Source organism: Citricoccus zhacaiensis (assembly GCF_014645315.1).
Classification (GTDB): Bacteria; Actinomycetota; Actinomycetes; order Actinomycetales; family Micrococcaceae; genus Citricoccus; species Citricoccus zhacaiensis.
In genome coordinates, this window is sequence record NZ_BMLQ01000002.1 from 124,026 (window position 1) to 142,044 (window position 18,019).

The following is an 18,019-nucleotide window of genomic DNA, read 5'->3' on the forward strand; positions in this document are numbered from 1 at the left end:
TGCCACGCGGGCCGGCCGCTGGCGGGCCAGGCGCGAGCCGGACGTGGGAGTGGATGGACTGAAGGGCGGAGCCAGGGGTGGTGGCGGGCTGGTCAGCGCATCGCGCGCTCACCGAGGAGGGTGAGGGCGGCGGTCTTCAGGTGATCCGCCCAGCCCTGGGCTCCCAGGCGCGCAACGGCGGCGTCGTTCGGGACCTCCAGCGAGACGGGCAACTGGGTGCCGGCCCGCGGCGTCTGCGCCAGCCCGGATTCCAGTGCGGCCAGGACTCCGGCCAGCTCCAGGCCTCCCTCGCCAGGGACGAGGCGAGCGGACCGGGACTCCTCCACGAGGCCCTCGCGGTCGGCAGGGCGCTCGGCCGGGGCGTCGCAGAGCTGCACGAGCGGTGCTCGGCAGGCGGCGGCGGAGAGCTCCTCCATGGTTCCCCCGAACCGGCCCACGTGCAGGGTGTCCACCAGGATGTCGCAGCCGGCGTGCACGGCGAACTCGTCCGCCATCGGTATCGAGGCGACCGTCTGATAGCTGATGGGCTCCAGCGCGGGGCTGATCCCGAAGGCGCGCCCGTCCTCCGCCATCTGTGCCAGGGTGTCCCGGGCACGTGAGAGGTCCGGATCTCCGCAGGCCACGGTCAGCGACTCGGCACCGAGTGCCTGACCGGCCTCGAACATCCGCAGCCAGGCGTCCCGCTGATCCGTACCGTCCAGCAGCAGGAATTCGATGTCCTTGATCCCCACTCCCGTGTCCGCCATCCGCGCCAGTGTCTCGGCCAGCAGCGGGGATCCCGGCTGCATATCGTAGGGCTTCTCCGCCGCGGTCACCGGGCGCACGCGGACCCCCACGAAGTCGAAGCCGGCCTCGGCCGCGTGCTGCAGGAGGTTCGGAGGCGCCACCGAGAGCAGTGACAGGGGTGCCAGGCCGATCAGGCGTCCGTTGGCTGCTGGCATCAGGGGTGACCCACTTTCTGAAGGGCGAGGGATGGTGCGGTGGAACGCAGGCAACCCGCGTCGCCCCTCATGTAACCCGCTTCACACGCGGGGGGCCACCATGCGTCCCATTGAACAGGATTTCCGGTGAAGCGGGTCACAACGACCGCGGCTCACGCTCAGGACTCACACACCCTCCGGGCCCACCCACGAGCGGGAACCGGCCTCCCGCCGTCGTGCCCATCGGCCAACTCAGTCGCGGGGCAGATTCCCGACCATCCCCGAGAGCCCACGGGTGGCCGAGAGCAACACCGGAACCTGCACCTTGAGGTTGACGTCCGCCATGGTCTGCACGATGGCGAGCGCACCCAGCACCTGCCGGTGCGCGTCCAGGATCGGCGCCGCGAGGCCGGCCAGCGACCCCACCAGCACCCCGGGCAGATGGACATACCCGTCCACCCTGGCCTGGGCGAGCCGGCGCCTCATGTGCCCCTCGGTGACGCCCGACTGCAGCGCGCTGGGATCCCAGGGCATGGACAGGATCCGCTCCTGCACCGGTGCGGGCGAGAAGGCCAGCATGGCCAGGCCGGCTGAGACGGAGAGGGCCGGCTGGCGCAGCGCCACCTTGGTCAGATCCTCCTGGGCCCCGCGATGGGTGAGCCGCTCCAGGTAGACGATCTCCGCCGTCGACTCGTCCAGGATCGAGAGGCTGACGTTCTGCTTCAGCGTGACGTGGATGGCCTCCATGAACGGCAGGGCCAGCTGGGAGAAGGCCTGGAAGCGGGTGCCACGCTGGCCCGCCTCCCACAGGGCCAGACCGATCCGGAAGCGGCCGCGGCCCGTGCGGAAGAGCAGGCCGTCCTCCGCCATGGCCGAGGCCAGCCGGTGGGTGGTCGACGTGGACAGCCCGGCCCGCTCGGCCAATTCGGCGGCCGAGAGCTCACCGTGGTCGGCGTCGAAGCACTGCAGCAGGCGCGCCACCCTGGACACGACCGATTCACCGGACTTGGAATTCGCCACCGTCACGTCCTCCCATCAGGCCAGGGCACACTTCTGGACCCACTGCCGCGCCTTGGACACAGAGACGAGCCTAACCCATTGAATGGGCTGTGTTTTGTCTGGGCCGCGGCGGAGCGGAAGGCTTCTCTGAAGCACCGTGACCCCGTTCACAGAAGCGGGTGTCACCGGCCACCCGACCCCCTGTCGGTGATCCGACCGCCCCGCGAGCGTGATGCGAGCAGGGGCGGCTCCGGACCCGAGGTTGGCCACGACCACGTCCCCCCTGGGAGAACACATGAGCACCACCATCCAGCAGGACACCAGCGGCACGCTGGAGTCCCTGACGCCGGAACAGCAGCAATACCGGATGACCCGGGCCAAGCGGGCCGGCTGGTCCGCCTTCCTCGGCGGCGCCCTGGAGTACTACGACTTCTTCGTCTACGCCACGGCCGCCTCGCTGGTCTTCCCCCACATCTTCTTCCCGGACACCGGCAGTGACGCCCTGACCATGGTGGCCTCGTTCGGCACCCTGGGCGTCGCCTACGTGGCCCGCCCGTTCGGCGCCATCGTCTTCGGCCACCTCGGCGACCGGGTCGGCCGGAAGTCCATCCTGCTGGCCACGTTGCTGCTGATGGGCGTGGCGACCTTCCTCATCGGCGTGCTGCCCACCTACCAGCAGGTCGGCCTCTGGGCCCCAATCCTGCTCGTGGTGCTGCGACTGGCCCAGGGCCTGTCCGCGGGCGCCGAGATCGCCGGAGCGTCCGCGCTGAGCACCGAGGAGGCCCCCGTCGGCCTGCGCGGGTTCTTCCCGTCCTTCTCCATCTCCGGCATCGCCGCCGGCATCGTCCTGGCCTCCCTGGCCTTCCTGCCGATCACCGCAATGGACGAGGCCGACCGCCTCAGCTGGGGCTGGCGCCTGCCGTTCCTGGCGTCCATCCTCGTGCTCGCCGTCGCCTGGTTCGTGCGCCGGCAGCTCGCCGAACCCGAGGACTTCCAGGAGACCAAGGACGCCGGCGAGCAGGAGAAGGCCCCCTTCCTGGTCATGCTGAAGACCCACCCGGTGCAGTTCGTGCAGATCTCCATCCTGTCCCTCCAGGTCGTGACCAACACCCTGATGCAGGCCTTCGGGCTCTCCTACGCCACGTCCGTGGGCATCGACTCCTCCACCATGCTGTGGGTGACCATCGTCGGCAACATCGTGGCCATCTTCACCACTCCGGCAGCCGCCTACCTCTCGGACAAGATCGGGCGCAAGCCGACCTTCATCGCCGGCACGGCCACCACCGCCGTGATGATCTGGGTGTACTTCAACGCGATCGCCACGGCGAACGTCGCGCTGATCTTCGTCACCTCCACCATCATCCTGGGCGTCACCTATGCCATGTCCAACGCGGTCTACCCGGCCTGGTTCTCCGAGCTGTTCAACGTCAAGGTGCGCTACTCCGGCGTCGCCGTGGGCCTCCAGGTGGGCATCCTGGTCTCCGGGTTCACCCCGATGATCGCCACCGCGCTGGTGGGTGACAACTATGAGAACTGGGGCCCGGCCGCCTGGCTCGTCTCCGGCGCCACCATCCTGGCGACCCTCGTGGCTCTGACCACCCGCGAGACCTACAAGACGCCGCTGCGCGAGCTCGGCAACCCGGTGTCCGACGCCGAGCTCGAGGCCGGGCTACACCACGGCTCCAAGCGCTGACCTCACCGGCCTGGGATACTGGCCGCACCACGTGAGACCGAGGACGGGGCCGGACCATCCGGCCCCGTCCTCTGCAAAATCATCACCGGTCGCGCAGCGGCCCAGCCACCCAGGAGTGATCATGACCCCGCCCACCAGCAAGACCATCTTCGTGCTCAACGGCCCCAACCTGAACCTCCTGGGCCAGCGCGAGCCGGAGAAGTACGGCACGTCGACGCTGGACGACGTGCGTGAGCTGTGCGAGGAGACGGCCTCGGGCCTCGGCCTGGCCGTGGAGTTCAGGCAGTCCAATCATGAGGGAGTCCTCATCGACTGGATCCAGGAGGCCCGTGCCTCCGGCAGTGGCATCATCCTGAACCCGGCCGGCTACACCACCACGTCCATTGCCATCATGGACGCCCTGCTGGCCGCCGAGTTGCCGGTGATCGAGGTGCACATCACCAACATCCACCGGCGCGAGGAGTTCCGCCACCACTCCTACGTCTCCAAGGTGGCCGAGGCGGTCATCGCCGGCGCCGGCGTGCACGGCTACCGGCTGGCACTGGAGCACATGGCCCGCCTGCTCTAAAACCTGTCTGATCCTCGCCCCGGGGTCCCGCGCCCCACAGGCCTGCTATCGCGCCAGAGTCCCCGAAAGGTCGATCCATGCGGAACCATCCGTATCTCCCCACCGCCAGTTCGATCTACTTCTACTTCGTCGTCTACGGTGCTGCGCTGATCATCATCTCGCAGAACAGCGGCGCATTGATGGACCAATGGGGCGCCACGGAGGCCCAGATCGCCCTCGCCATCTCGGGCATCGGCATCGGCAAGCTCATCGGCCCGGTCGTCGCCGGATTCCTGTCCGACCGGCTGGGCCGGCGGCCGATGATCATGACCTCACTGGCGATGAACGTCGTGTTCTTCGTGGGGATGGCCTTCAGCACGAACTACGTGATCGGCTTCATCCTGTCCCTGTGGTTCGGCATCGCCAACGCCTTCCTGGACTCCGGCGCCTATCCGGCCCTCATGGAATCGTTCCCGCGGAAGGCGGGTTCGGCCAACCTCCTGGTCAAGGCGGCCATCGCCATCGGACAGCTCCTGCTGCCGATCCTCGTGGCGGGCGGACTCTTCTGGCGGACGTCCTTCTACGGCGCGGCCGCCCTCCTGGCCCTGATCCTCGTCGCCATGTTCTTCGTGAGGTTCCCGGACCGTGAGCGGGCGCCGCAGACGAGTGAGGGCCAGAGCCCAGCACCGGCCAGCTCCGTCCCCGGTGCCAAGCTCTCCGTGGAGGGCGTGGCCCTGGTGATCTTCGGCTTCACGTCCACCGGCGCGTTCTGGTTGGCCCAGCAGTCACTGCCCGGCATGGGTCAGAACCTGGCCGGAATGTCCTCCTCGGAGGCTGCCCGTCTGGTCTCCGTCTAGGCGCTCCGCGGCCCCTACCAGACCGTGGTCTGGCTCGGCATCATCGTCTCCGTGGCCTCCGCGCTCCTGGGGCTGCTCGTCCGGCTCCGCCACCGAGCCGTCTTCAGCGCCCCCGTGGCCACTGCGGCAGAGGTCACAGCCGGCCGCTGAGCCACCGCACCACCGCAGGTCGACGGCTGACGGCCCGGTTCAGGCGCGCAGGTCGATCGAGGCGGAAGACGCACCGGGGCGCCGGTCCGACGGCGTGACGTCACCCTCCGCACCCTCGTCCTCGTCCCCCTCGGCTGCCAGCTGGCCGCACGCGCCGTCGATCTCCTTCCCACGGGTGTCCCGCAGCGTGGTCGGGATACCGGCGGCCTCGAGGCGGTTGATGAACTCGTCCGTAACGTCCGGCTCGGACGAGGTCCAGATCGAGCCCGGTGTCGGGTTCAACGGGATGGGGTTCACGTGCACCCAACCGCGGCCGCGGGCGTTGAGCTTCTGGCCCAACAGGTCGGCGCGCCAGGCGTGGTCGTTCATGTCCTTGATCAGCGCGTACTCGATGGACACCCGCCGTCCGGTCTTGACGAAGTAGTTGTACGCCGCATCGATGGCCTCGTCCGCCTTCCACCGCGAGTTCACCGGGATGAGCTCATCCCGCAGCTCGTCGTCCGGGGCGTGCAAGGACAGGGCGAAGGTCACCGGGATGCCCTCCTCGGCCAGCCTGTTGATGGCCGGCACCAGGCCCACCGTGGAGACGGTGATGTGGCGCGCGGACATGCCGAGTCCTTCGGGGGCCGGGTCCACCATGCGGCGCACCGAGGCGATGACCCGCTTGTAGTTGGCCAGCGGCTCGCCCATGCCCATGAACACGATGTTGGTGACGCGCTCGGCGTTGTGGCCGCCGTCCTTGCGCAGGCCGCCCAAGGCGCCCTCGGCGATGACCTCGTTGGCGCGGACCACCTGCTCCACGATCTCGGCCGTGGACATGTTGCGGGTCAGCCCGTTCTGGCCGGTGGCACAGAAGGGGCAGTTCATGCCGCAGCCGGCCTGGCTGGACACACACAGGGTCACCCGCCCCGGGTAGCGCATGAGCACCGACTCCACGAGGGCGCCGTCGAACAGGCGCCAGAGGAACTTGATGGTGTCCCCGTTGTCCGTGGTGAGCCGGCGGACCTCGGTCAGCAGTGGCGGCATCAGCTCCGTCACGAGCTTCTCCCGCGCGCCCTTCGGCAGGTCCGTCATCCGGTCCGGGTCCGAGGTGAAGTGATTGAAATAGTGGTTGGAGAGCTGCTTGGCACGGAACGCGGGGAACCCGAGTTCGGCCACCTTGGCCTGGCGTTCGGCGAGTGTCAGGTCCGCCAGGTGGGTCTTGGGCTGCGCCACGCGGGGCTGCTTGAACTGCAGCAGCGGCCGGCCGTCGTCGGTGGTCTGCTGCTTCCAGCCCTCGGCCTGCGGACGGACCTGGGGCCGGCCTCCATCCGTGGCGGCCGGGTTGGAGAGCATCCGCCCGTCCAGCGGCCCGCCGATTCCCTGCTGTTGTAGCCGGGCACGGTCCTCGGCGATCTGCTGTGCCTCGGTCTCGTCGATCAGGCCGCGCTTGGGGCGGTTCAGCTTGAGCTTGCCGTCTCGCGCATGCTCCAGCCGGGCGTCCGCGGGGTCGGCCGCGGGGACAGCCGTGCCCCGACCCTGCTGCGCCTTCCGGCGCGCCCGGGTCCGGTCAGTGCGGTCCGTACCGTGGTCCCCTCCACGGGGACGAGAAGTCTCAGCCATCCCCGCCATTCTCCCATGAGTGTCCAATCGGTGGACGGGAGACTCGAAGGAGATCCTAGGGACGCAGCCACTCCCGGGACAGCCAGCGGTCCGCCAGGATCGCGCGTGCGAGGTTGACCCGGGTATGGACCCTGCCCTTCGCCGTTCGCAGGGTCATCAGCGCCTCGTGTTCCGTCTCCATGGCGGCCAGCCTGCGGATCAGGGCCACGAACTGGGGGCTCAAGAGCGTCTCCAGGCGCGGCCAGGCGGCGCACTCCAACAGGTAGCGGGAACTGGCCGTCAGGGGCTCCTCGACGAGCGCCCGGTCGGGGACCCCCGCCATCCGATCGGCGCCCAGCACGGTGACCGGTCGGGGTTCGGGGGTGGCCGTGCGCTGGGCGAAATCCGGACCGCTGAGCTTCTCGGAGGGTCCGTCCCGCTCGAACCGGAACCGGCCGCCGCGGGCGAAGGGGACCGCCATCGACTCATTCCACACCCGGCGCATCACCAGGAACATGGCGATGTGGGAGAAGCGCAGGTAGGGAGTCAGGGCATCGGAGACGGCGGTGACCTCGGAGTCCGCGAAGGGGAAGAACACCTGGGAGTACGCGTCCACCACCACGGTGCTGGCCTGCATGTACCGGCTGGCGCGGATGTCCCTGCCGTAGGCGTAGAGGATCTCCGCCGGGGTGCTGCCGGGCATGGACTCGGCCCAGTCCAGCAGGGCCTGAGCCGTCTTCTCATTGAGCTCCGGGGTCAGGATCTGGGCGTTGTGCGCCGCCCACTCGTGGTCCAGGTCCGCCTGGACGATGCTCTTCTTGCGCTGATAGAGCCCCTTGAAGGTGGGCCATTGCCCCGAGGCATAGCCCTCCCCGATCACGAAGGGGTCCGCGAAGGCGTAGGGGGCACCGAGAGCCTCGGACAGGAAAAACCCCTGGCCGTCGCGAAGGGATTGGGTGAAGGAATCGATGACGCTGCTGGGAACGCTCATGGCCGGCCGGACCACGGAGTGCTGGATGCCGGTCATCTCGGCCAGCTGCGCGGCCACCATCACCTCCTCGCTGGTCTCGTTCCCCTGAGTGACCGCATGGAGGTTTTCCACGCCCCGGTTCCGCAGAAGTCCCAGCAGTAGGCGGCTGTCCTTGCCGCCACTCAGACGCAGCTGGATGGTCTTCTCAGGCAGGGCGGCCAGGAGCCGGTCGGTGGAGCTGTTCAAGGCCGCCTCGAGCTCAGACACCCCCGGCTGGAACGGGTCCTCGTTCGGGGCGATTGTGGCGGGGGGCCGCGCGGGCCCGTCCACCACCTCCAGCCGTCCACCGGAGATCTTCACCGCACTCCGCGTGGGGATGGTCGTCACACCGGCGAAGGGTGTCTGGCCGGACATCGAGAAGCCGAAGTTGAGGGCCTCGGCCAGGTAGTCATCGCTGGTCTCGACCGCGTTGACGTCGCCTCGGGCCATGGCCAGCGCGATGGCCAGGGGGCGGTTGGAGACGTAGAAGTAGTCGGCGTCCTCGCCATAGTGGACGGCTTCGAGGGCCGGAACGGTATTCCAGGAGTAGATCTCCCGCCGGTTTCCGGCGATCGCCATGTAGGACCCCCCAACAGGGGTGCGCAACTCCATCGGCTGACCGAACGGCCCGGACGAACGCAGCAGCTCATCGCCGACGCCCGGGAACGTTGCCGAGGCCCACCGGATGGCCCTGCGGCGGGTGTGGCGTGCCGCCGTGGCCGGCCATTCGACCAGCACCGCGCCGGGGGAGGACAGGCCCCGGTGGACCACGGGTTCCTGTCCGTAGCGCGGCCCGAGGAAGGGCGTGTAGGACTCGACGGCGGCGGCGCAGACAGCCCGGAGGCCGGCCTTGTCCGCCGTACCGCGCGGGACGATACTCAGGAGAACGGTCACGTGGTGTGGCCTCCCTTTCACCCGGCGTCCGCTGCGGGACGGGTCCGGGAACTCGGCAGGCCGGCCCTGCCCGGGCCCCCGCAGGGCGGGATCGCCGGCGGGTCTCAACTAACGATAACGACACGAACCGCCGGCACCGGACACGTAACGCGGTGAGACCACCCGGCCCGCCCTCCACGCGGGCACCCTGGCCAACGCAGGCCACAGCAGGGCACGACGCCGGCCGGACGGCTACCCCGCGATCGTCCGGTCCCGGCCCGCCAACCAGCCGAAAGCCGCGGCGCCGAGCCCGGAGGCCGCGAACAGCCAGGCCGCCGGCCCGAAGGACCCCGTGGTGGCGAAGATCTGACCGGTGATGAAAGTCCCGGCCGAGCCCAGGCCATACCCCAGACCCTGCATCATGCCGGAGACCCGGATCGCCATGTGGGGCGTGGTGCTGCGCAGCGTGATCATGGTCAGGGCCAACGCCGTCAGCGCACCCTGCCCCACGCCGAGGATGCCGGTCCACCACCAGATCCCGGCCAACGGACCGTGGATGGCCAGGATGAACCCGCCGCCGGTGAGCACGGCGGCGGCCACATTCAGCGACGACTGCGAGCGCAATCGCGTCGCCCAGACCGGGCCCAGGAGCGAGCCGGCCATCTGCAGGACGATGGAGAAGGCCACGATCCCCCCGGCCAGACCGCCGTCGATCCCCCGTTCCCGCAGGATCGGGGCGAGCCAGGCGAAACAGGTGAAGGAGGTCATGGCCTGGCAGACCATCATGGCGGTGATGTGCCACGCGACCGGGGAGGTCAACGGGCTGCGCCCCGTGGTCGAGGTGGAGACCCGGGCGGAGGAACGGTGCCGCAGGATCACCGGGATGAGCAGTGCGGCGGCCACTGCCACGGGCACGGCCCAGATACCCAGGGCCAGGTTCCAGTCCCCCACCGCCTCGTAGAAGGGGAAGGTCAGCCCGGCGCCGAAGGCCGCGGAACCACAGATCGCGGTGGTGTACAGCCCGCTCATCAGGCCCTGATGCTCGGCGAAGTCCTGCTTGACGATGCTGGGCAGCACCACGTTGGCCAGGGCGATCGCCGCCCCGGAGACCACGGTGCCGGCCAGGAGCGTGAGCATGGCGCCGCCGTCGGGAACGGGGACCGAGCGCAGCACCAGGCCGAACGTCAGCAGCGCCAGCGCCCCCGCCAGCACCTGCCAGGTGCCGAAGCGGCGGGCGAGGACCGGTGCGAGCGGTGCGAAGACACCGAGCAGGGTGGCGGGGACGGTCGTCAGCAGGGTGGCACCCCAGGCCGGCAGGTCGGTGGCGGTGACGATCTCCGGGAGGATGGCCGAGAAGCTCGAGAACAGGGTCCGCAGGTTGAGGGACACGAAGACCACGCAGAGCGCCAGATACACCCAGGAGACCGGTGACGGCCTGGACGCCGGTGAAGTGGTCATCCCAGCATTGTGCCAGCGCGGTGCCCGCTCATGACGAAGCCTCGCGTCTCGGCGCCGGCAGGGCAGTCGGTGCCGCCCACTCCGGGCCACCGGTTCAGACCTGGAGGGTGCGGACCACCAGCCGCGCGGGCAGCTGACGCCAGCGCAGGGGCAGCCGCGGGTACACCGCCCGGAGCACGCCCCACAGGGCATCCTCCCGCCGGGAGTCGGCACCGTCCCAGTCAAGGCCGAGCTGGTGACGGATCCGCACCGGCAACATGCCGGCCGAGACAAACCGAACCAACGGCATCACCCGCCGGAGCCACCACGGCGCCGCCTCAGCGGCGAACAGGTCCCGGCAGATCGCCCGGGCGTCATCCGTCACCTCCAGGCTCCCGACGGCGGCGTCCCAGTACCGCGCGAAGGCCGCCCGGTCTTCGGGCCAGAGATCGGCGGGCATGCCCAGCAGGGTCCCCAGGACGGCGTAGTCGCGATAGACAGCCTCGGCCTCGGATCCAGCTCGGCCTCCATGGCCTCCCGCGACCGCGTCCGGCCACTCGCCCCAGATCCGCCACCGCGCCTGCTCGGCCGCCCAGTAGAGGGTGGCCGTGACCCAGAGCTGGGCCTGCGGATCGGCGGCGGAGTAAGAACGTCCAGTGGCATCCGTGCCCTGGACCGGGCCGTGCGCAGCGCCCACCCAGCCCGCCACCCGTTCTCGCGCGGCTCCCGCCTCCGGGAGCACGGCGGCATAGACGAACTGCAGGGTGTGGCGCAGGCGCTTCAGCGGGTCGGCCGCGAAGTCGGAGTGTTGTGCCACCCCGGCGCCCACGGACGGGTGGGACACCTGCAGCAGGATCGCCGCTCCGGCCCCGGCCAGCACCACGGCCTCCCGGGCCAGGTCCTCCGTGCCGGTCGGTGCGGTCATCGCGGGCCCCCCGGCCCGCCTGGACCAGTCGTCCACCCGCGGTAGGCGGGCCGGCCGCTCGGCTGCCGGGCCGGCGTCGTGAAGGAGGCGGTGGAGACCGGGACCGCAGCGGTGGCGGGCCGCTGCGGTGCTGACGGAACAGCCTCGCCAGTCTCCTGAACCGCATCCACAGCCTCCTGGACGGCCGCGTCCCGGGCCCGGTCGCCCATGCCGGCCTCGGTGAGCACGGCATCGAGGTTGCGGATGAAGACCACGAGCCAGGCGTAGATCACCCCGCCCATGGCGAGTTCGAAGCCGGTCAGGTTGTAGTAGCGCAGCGGGAACCACAGCAGGGTGGCGATGATGCCCAGGCCGAGCATCAGATAGGTGCCCACATAGACGGCGGGCGGGAAGCCGGGGAGCCAGAGCTGGATGCTGGCCAGCAGCACGATGAAGACCACGCCGAGGATGCGGATGAACGTGGAGTGGACGGGGTCGGAGAAGTTGATCGGGACCACTCCGGCGCCCATCATGCACAGTCCGATGATGAACAGGGACCAGCGCAGCACGCCGATCCTCGCCTTGCGGATGCCGAGCCTGGCCCGGGCCCGCGCCCAGGTGAACAGGTCCTGGGTGATGAAGGAGGACAGGGTGGTCAGCACCAGTCCGGAGACCGTGAGGGTGGTGTTGAACGTCCAGAAGGAGAGGATCCCGGCCTGCCCGGTGCCGAGTTCGGAGAAGAAGGCATGCCACCAGAACGGGTTCTCCGCCAGGAGCATCGAGACGATCATCCCGGAGGCCATGAACAGCGCCAGCAGGGTGGACAGGGACCGGGTGGAGATCCGTGCCGAGGAGTTGAAACCGAGGTAGCCCGCCACGGTACCGGTGAGCGTCAGCATCACCGTGGAGGCGATGCCGTCCACGGTCAGACCGGTGAAGGCCTCCTGGAACAGGCGGAACAAGGCCAGGCAGGCCATCACGGCGATCGCTCCATGGACCACCACGAGCCCGACGGCGTCCGCCACCATCCAGCCCCAGTGCCGCTGCGTCATCCACTGGTGGGTGGTGCGGGTGGAGCGCGCCAGCCCCACCAGGCAGGCGAGTCCCGCGGCCACAGCGGTCAGGATGGCCGCGGCGGTACCCACGGACCAGTCGCCCGACAGGGGTGCACGGCGCCCGGAGAACACCAGCAGCCCGACGGCGGCTCCCGCGGCTCCGGAGGCGATGGCCACCCAGATGGCCAAGGACTCCCGGGCCACCGGGCTGGTGAGCCGACGGACCGACAGGAGCCTTTCGAGCGGGCGGGGATGGCCCTCCGGGACCCTGGTCACCGACGGTCGACCGGTGGCGGTTGCTGAGGTTGCGCTGAAGTCCGTCACGTTGACGATGGTGGCACGCGGTGCTCACCACGGCCCAATGTCGAACGCCTCATGGACGGACACATGGAACGACCCTCTACCGTTTTGATGCCGACTGGACTATGCTGATTCATACTCCGTTTACCTTTTGTTCACTTTACGAAGGAGGCGGACTCGCCAACAAGGGTTGGCGGGACCATAGAAGGAGGTGCCCATGACCACCCATGTCATGACCGAGAACCTGGCCACCGAGGCCGAGACCCGCTCTGCCCGGACGGCTGGCCGCCACGCGATGGCCCCAGCCGCCGGCAACGGTATGAACGGTTCACTGCCCACCGGGGCCAACCAGATCGTCCATGCCCACGTGCTGTCCCGTGGCGTCACTGACCTGCAGACGAAGTTTGCCCCGGTCCTGGACGGTGGCCTCATCCGCCGCACCGTCCACGCCGCCTATCGCGAGCTGAACCGCACGGCCCGGCTGAAGACCTACCTGCCCACCCTCGCCCTGAACCAGGCCGAGACCCGCCTGCGCGAGATCGCTGACCGCACCGCCGCGGCCGGCACTCCCGAGGTCGAGACCGTCGAGACCCTTGACGGGATGACAACGGCCGCCTGATTCCCCACTCCCACCCAGGAGCAGCCATGACCACGCACCAGAACCCCTTGGACACGGCTCCGGAGGACCGTGGACTCGATGCCCCCGACGCCGTCCCCGAGTTGGACCGCCACGTCTTGGAACGGACGGCAGCCCACCTGTACGAGCGCTACGCCCAGGTGGCTGACCGCGCCACGGTCGACCGGATCCTGGAGGAGACCTACCAGGAGATGGACCGCCGGGCGGCCGTGAAGACCTTCCTGCCCCTGCTGGCCGGCAACTTCGCGGACAGCCAGCTGCGCGCCCTCGGGATCGCTCAGGGGATCATCGAATCGCCCCTGCCCCGCGTGCTGTTCATCGATGACGCCAATGCCGGACGGTCCCAGATGGCCGCCTCCCTGATGCTCAAGCACTCGGAGGGGCGAGTCACGGCCCGCTCCGCCGGCGTGGCGCCGGTGGGTCACCTCTATGAGGACGCCGTGGCCGTCATGGCCGAGATCGGCATCCCCCTGGACCAGGCCTACCCGAAGCCGCTGTCCGTGGATGTCCACGCCGCCGCCCAGCACGTGGTCACCCTGTCCTGCGGCGACCAGGTGGATCAGCTGCCCGGCAAGGACTACCGCGAGTGGGACATCCCCAGCTTCGTGGGACGGTCACTCGAGGACATTCGGGCCATGCGGGAGGACCTCGATGCGCGGGTGCTGGATCTGATGCGTGAGGTCGGCGCCGACACTGCCACCGAGGCTGGCGCTGACTCCGGGACTGGGTCCGACCGTCGAGACCATCCCCCCCTGCAGATGAGCGCCTGACGTTCCCAGCCTCGCGTGGGCGCCGCACCCCGGGCGATCAGGCTCCGCCCTGGCCGGTGACGCGGCCCGGAGACCTAGCGGCGTATCATCACGGCATGACTGACTCGACGCACGGGCCCGGCCACCAACACGGCGCCGGATCCTCACGGAGCCGGCTCGCGATCGCCTTCGGCATCACCGCCAGCATCCTCGTCGCCGAGGTGATCGGCGCCTGGCTGACCGGGAGCCTGGCCCTGCTCGTGGATGCCGGCCACATGCTCACCGACGCCGGAGGCCTGCTGGTCGCGCTCATCGCGGCCAACCTGATGCTGCGCCCGCCCACCGACCGCCGGACCTGGGGGCTGCTCCGTACCGAGGTGCTGGCCGCCGGCGCTCAGGCGACGGTACTGCTCGCCGTCGGGATCTATGCGCTCATCGAGGGCCTCCGACGCCTCGCCGAGCCGGCCGAGGTTGACGCCGACGGGCTGCTGGTCTTCGGCATCATCGGCCTGGCCGGCAACCTGGTGGCCCTGGCCGTCCTGGCCGGCGGGCGGGACGGGTCACTGAACCTGAGGGCTGCCTTCCTGGAGGTCGTCAATGACGCCCTCGGCTCGGTCGCCGTCATCGTCAGCGCCGTGGTCGTCGCGACCACCGGCTGGACCCGTGCGGACGCCCTGGCCGGGATGGTCATCGCCGCACTCATCCTTCCGCGCGCGTTCGTGATCCTACGGGAGGCCGGCAGTGTCCTGCTCGAGTCGGTCCCCCGGGAATTGGACCTGACGGAGATCCGCACCCACCTGCTCGGGCAGCCCCACGTGCTTGAGGTCCACGACCTGCACGTCTCCCGGATCGACACCGGGACTCCCGTGCTCACGGCCCACGTGGTGGTGGAGCACGGCTGCTTCGGGGACGGCCACACCATGGAGATCCTGAGGTCGCTACAGGACTGCGTGGCCGAGCACTTCGCGCTGCCCCTGGACCACAGCACCTTCCAGCTGGAGCCGCCCGGGCACCGGGACCAGGAGGGGCACCTGCACTCCTGACCCGCGCCGGAACCATCGGCAATTGATACCCCCCAGGGGTAATTGACTGGATACCCCTCGGGGGTATATCTTCGAGTCATGAGCACTGACATCACGGACCTTCACGGCACCGCCGGCCGGGACAACCAGTCCGCCTCGGTCACCGCGGGCGCGGACGCCACAGACGGGGCGCACCACGGATACAGCCCCAGCAAGGATGCCTACCTCAAGCGGCTGCGCCGCATCGAGGGGCAGGTCCGCGGCATCTCCAAGATGGTGGACGAGGACAAGTACTGCATCGACATCCTGACCCAGGTCGCCGCCGCCACGAAGGCCCTGCACGCTGTCAGCCTCGGCCTGCTCGAGGACCACATGCGTCACTGCGTGGCCGATGCCGCCCGCGAGTCGCGGGACACCGGCAATGACGAGGCCGTGCAGGCCAAGGTCGCCGAGGCCACCGCAGCCATCGCCCGGCTCATGCGCTGACCGGCTCGCCGCCGGCCGCCCCACACGACACCACCCCACGGAGGATCACCATGACCACCACCACCGACATCAAGATCAACGGCATGACCTGCAACCACTGCGTTGCGAGCGTCACCGAGGAACTCCAGGAACTGCCGGGTGTCACCGGCGTCGACGTCACCCTCGTGGCCGGAGGAACCTCCATTGCCACTGTCGCCTCCGAGGGACGCGCGCCGGCTCCCGAGGACCTGCAGGCCGCCGTCGAAGAAGCCGGTTACGCCGTGGCCACCCCCGGGCTCGACTTGGCCTGATCGGTCCTGATCCGGCCCGAGCGTCGGCAGGACAACAACGGGCCGTTATCGGCCCGCGAAGAACACAAGATGGACAGGAGAGCTTGCCATGAGCGAGAGAGTGAAAAGCGCAGCCGCCGAGGACAGCGGGACTCGCCGGGTGGATCTGGAGATCACCGGCATGACGTGTGCCTCGTGCGTCGGGCGGGTGGAGCGCAAACTCGGCAAGCTCGAGGGTGTCACCGCCACGGTCAACCTGCCCTTGGAGGCCGCCGCCGTCACGGTCCCGTCCTCCGTCACCGACGAGGAGATCATCGCCGCCGTGGACCGGGCCGGCTACTCCGCCTCGATCCGCCACGCACCACATGAGCACACCTCCACCCCCGTCACGGGCTCTCGTCACCCTGCGCCCGGCCACGGCGAGGAGTCGGGCGACGGCGACCACGGCAATCACGGACCTGACGGTCACGAGGGACACGAAGACCACCTGAACCACGGCCCCTCGGACGACGTGATCAAGCCTCGACTCATCGGGGCCGCCGTCCTCACCATCCCGCTGTTCCTGATCTCCATGGTGCCTGCCCTGCAGTTTCCCCACTGGGGCTGGGTGGCCCTCGCCCTGGCCACACCGGTGACCTTCTGGGCGGCCTGGCCGTTCCACACCGCCGCTTTCAAGGCCGCCCGCCACGGATCCTCGACCATGGACACCCTCGTCTCGATCGGCGTGCTCGCCGCCTGGGGCTTCTCCACGGCCGAACTCCTGCTGGACCCGGCCATGACCGCCCACGCTGGTGCCGCCATGGGCGGCGGTGGCATGGCCTCCATGGCCAGCATGGCCGATCACCAGCTGTACTTCGAGACCGCCGGCGTGGTCACCACCTTCCTGCTCCTCGGCCGCTGGTTGGAGGCGCGCGCCAAGAAGCGGGCCGGCCACGCCCTGAAGTCGCTGCTGGATCTCGGCGCCAAGACCGCCACGGTGTTGCGCGACGGCGTGGAGGTCACCGTTCCGGCGGCCCAGCTGGTGCCCGGTGACGAGTTCGTGGTCCGCCCGGGTGAGAAGGTCGCCACGGACGGCTACGTGGTCTCCGGCCATTCCGCCGTGGACACCTCGCTGATCACCGGTGAATCGGTCCCCGAGGAGGTCGGCCCGGAGGACACCGTCACCGGTGCCACCGTCAACACCTCTGGACGGCTGCTGGTCCGCGCCACCCGGACCGGCTCGGACACCACGCTCGCCCAGATGGGCCGGCTCGTCTCCGATGCCCAGACGGGAAAGGCTCCGATCGCCCGGCTGGCGGACCGCATCTCCGCGGTCTTCGTGCCGATCGTGCTCGTGATCGCCGTCATCACCTTCGCCCTCTGGCTCCTCTTCTCGGGTGACCTGCACGCGGCCTTCCGCGCCGCCGTCGCCGTCCTGGTCATCGCCTGCCCCTGCGCGCTGGGCCTGGCCACGCCCGTCGGCCTGCTGGCCGGCACCGGCCGCGCCTCACAGCTGGGCATCCTCATCCGCGGCCCGGAAGTCCTTGAGGACACGCGCACCGTGGACACGATCGTGCTGGACAAGACCGGTACCGTGACGGCCGGCGACCTCGCCGTCACCTCCGTCACGCCCCTCAACGGCCACGACGCCGATCAGGTCCTGCGCCTGGCCGGAGCCGTCGAGTCGCACTCCGAGCACCCCATCGCCGCCGCGATCACCACGGCGGCCCGCGAAGCTGCTGCCTCCGCCGGCAGCACCGTCCCGGAGGTGACCGGCTTCGAGTCCGCCGCCGGCGGGGGCGTGCGCGGAACGGTCCAGTCCCACACCGTGGCGGCGGGGCGGTCCAGCTACATCTCCACCCAGGTGGACTCCGGTACCCTGACCGCCGCCGAGGAGCAGCAGCTCGCCGCCGCCGAGGCCGCAGGCGCCACCGCGATCTGGGTCTCCGTGGACGGCCGGGTCGCTGGGATCATCTCCCTGCAGGACACCATCAAGGAGTCGTCGGCTCCGGCGATCACCGAGTTCACGCGACTCGGACTGCGCCCCATCCTGCTGACCGGGGACAACGCGCAGGTCGCCACCCAGGTGGCGGCCGCCGTCGGGATCTCCGCGGAGGACGTGTTCGCCGGGGTACGCCCCGAAGACAAGGTGGCCAAGGTGATCGAGCTGCAGGAGGCCGGCCGCGTGGTGGCCATGGTGGGCGACGGCGTGAACGACGCCCCCGCCCTGGCCCAGGCCGACCTCGGGATCGCCATGGGATCCGGGACGGACGTGGCCCGTGAGGCCGCGGACATCACCGTGATGGGCTCCTCGCTGGGCCAGGTGGTGCAGTCGGTGCAGCTCAGCCGGAAGACGCTGGGCATCATCAAGTCGAACCTGTTCTGGGCCTTCGCCTACAACACGCTCGGCATCCCGGTGGCCGCCCTCGGCCTGCTCAACCCGATGCTGGCCGGCGCAGCGATGGCACTGAGCTCGGTGCTGGTGGTGGCCAACTCGCTGCGGCTGACGCGGTTCGCGCGCTGACAGCGGCGGTCAGGCGCTGAGCGCGCTC

General features: G+C 69.8%; 16 protein-coding genes. 9 read left to right on the plus strand and 7 right to left on the minus strand.

Features of this window, described 5'->3' with window-relative positions:
- Positions 1 to 92: 92 nt before the first annotated feature.
- Complete coding sequence (locus tag IEX49_RS03945) at positions 93 to 941, minus strand: sugar phosphate isomerase/epimerase family protein (protein ID WP_188804428.1); 849 nt, start codon at positions 939 to 941, stop codon at positions 93 to 95.
- A gap of 231 nt (positions 942 to 1,172) precedes the next feature.
- Complete coding sequence (locus tag IEX49_RS03950) at positions 1,173 to 1,940, minus strand: IclR family transcriptional regulator (RefSeq protein WP_188804430.1); 768 nt, start codon at positions 1,938 to 1,940, stop codon at positions 1,173 to 1,175.
- A gap of 274 nt (positions 1,941 to 2,214) precedes the next feature.
- Here IEX49_RS03950 and IEX49_RS03955 point away from each other — a divergent pair, with 274 nt between their 5' ends.
- From IEX49_RS03955 to IEX49_RS03965, 3 genes are all read left to right on the plus strand, one after another.
- Positions 2,215 to 3,612 carry an MFS transporter gene (locus IEX49_RS03955; protein ID WP_188804432.1) on the plus strand — a complete coding sequence of 466 codons (1,398 nt, stop codon included), beginning with the start codon at positions 2,215 to 2,217 and terminating at the stop codon, positions 3,610 to 3,612.
- 121 nt (positions 3,613 to 3,733) lie between these two features.
- A complete protein-coding gene (gene aroQ / locus IEX49_RS03960; RefSeq protein ID WP_188804434.1) occupies positions 3,734 to 4,180 on the plus strand; it encodes a type II 3-dehydroquinate dehydratase in 447 nt (148 codons plus the stop codon).
- Between the two features lie 77 nt (positions 4,181 to 4,257).
- On the plus strand, positions 4,258 to 5,016 hold the full coding sequence (locus IEX49_RS03965) for an MFS transporter (protein WP_188804436.1): 759 nt from the start codon (positions 4,258 to 4,260) through the stop codon (positions 5,014 to 5,016).
- A 189-nt stretch (positions 5,017 to 5,205) separates the two neighbouring features.
- Here IEX49_RS03965 and rlmN read toward each other — a convergent pair whose 3' ends face one another.
- The 5 genes from rlmN to IEX49_RS03990 all read right to left on the minus strand — a co-directional run bounded on the left by rlmN (position 5,206) and on the right by IEX49_RS03990 (position 12,349).
- Positions 5,206 to 6,501: a dual-specificity RNA methyltransferase RlmN gene (gene rlmN, locus IEX49_RS03970; RefSeq protein ID WP_188805004.1), complete on the minus strand. Its 1,296-nt coding sequence runs from the start codon at positions 6,499 to 6,501 to the stop codon at positions 5,206 to 5,208.
- 322 nt (positions 6,502 to 6,823) lie between these two features.
- The gene (locus tag IEX49_RS03975; RefSeq protein WP_188804438.1) at positions 6,824 to 8,650 is read right to left on the minus strand and encodes an asparagine synthetase B family protein; all 1,827 of its coding nucleotides are present in this window, start codon (positions 8,648 to 8,650) and stop codon (positions 6,824 to 6,826) included.
- Positions 8,651 to 8,881: 231 nt separating this feature from the next.
- A complete protein-coding gene (locus IEX49_RS03980) occupies positions 8,882 to 10,087 on the minus strand; it encodes an MFS transporter (protein ID WP_229672213.1) in 1,206 nt (401 codons plus the stop codon).
- 94 nt (positions 10,088 to 10,181) lie between these two features.
- Positions 10,182 to 10,991, minus strand: a complete 810-nt coding sequence (locus IEX49_RS03985; RefSeq protein ID WP_229672215.1) for an oxygenase MpaB family protein — start codon at positions 10,989 to 10,991, stop codon at positions 10,182 to 10,184.
- Positions 10,988 to 12,349 carry a hypothetical protein gene (locus tag IEX49_RS03990; protein WP_188804440.1) on the minus strand — a complete coding sequence of 454 codons (1,362 nt, stop codon included), beginning with the start codon at positions 12,347 to 12,349 and terminating at the stop codon, positions 10,988 to 10,990. The genes IEX49_RS03985 and IEX49_RS03990 overlap by 4 nt, the downstream gene beginning before the upstream one ends.
- Positions 12,350 to 12,542: 193 nt before the next feature.
- Here IEX49_RS03990 and IEX49_RS03995 point away from each other — a divergent pair, with 193 nt between their 5' ends.
- The 6 genes from IEX49_RS03995 (at position 12,543) to IEX49_RS04020 (ending at position 17,991) form a co-directional block, all read left to right on the plus strand.
- A complete protein-coding gene (locus IEX49_RS03995) occupies positions 12,543 to 12,944 on the plus strand; it encodes a three-helix bundle dimerization domain-containing protein (RefSeq protein WP_188804442.1) in 402 nt (133 codons plus the stop codon).
- Positions 12,945 to 12,970: 26 nt separating this feature from the next.
- Positions 12,971 to 13,732: an arsenate-mycothiol transferase ArsC gene (locus tag IEX49_RS04000; protein WP_188804444.1), complete on the plus strand. Its 762-nt coding sequence runs from the start codon at positions 12,971 to 12,973 to the stop codon at positions 13,730 to 13,732.
- Positions 13,733 to 13,827: 95 nt separating this feature from the next.
- Positions 13,828 to 14,754 carry a cation diffusion facilitator family transporter gene (locus IEX49_RS04005; RefSeq protein ID WP_188804445.1) on the plus strand — a complete coding sequence of 309 codons (927 nt, stop codon included), beginning with the start codon at positions 13,828 to 13,830 and terminating at the stop codon, positions 14,752 to 14,754.
- 78 nt (positions 14,755 to 14,832) lie between these two features.
- Complete coding sequence (locus IEX49_RS04010) at positions 14,833 to 15,219, plus strand: metal-sensitive transcriptional regulator (protein ID WP_188804447.1); 387 nt, start codon at positions 14,833 to 14,835, stop codon at positions 15,217 to 15,219.
- Between the two features lie 50 nt (positions 15,220 to 15,269).
- A complete protein-coding gene (locus IEX49_RS04015; protein ID WP_188804449.1) occupies positions 15,270 to 15,509 on the plus strand; it encodes a heavy-metal-associated domain-containing protein in 240 nt (79 codons plus the stop codon).
- 88 nt (positions 15,510 to 15,597) lie between these two features.
- The gene (locus tag IEX49_RS04020) at positions 15,598 to 17,991 is read left to right on the plus strand and encodes a heavy metal translocating P-type ATPase (RefSeq protein ID WP_188804450.1); all 2,394 of its coding nucleotides are present in this window, start codon (positions 15,598 to 15,600) and stop codon (positions 17,989 to 17,991) included.
- The last annotated feature ends 28 nt before the right edge of the window (positions 17,992 to 18,019 follow it).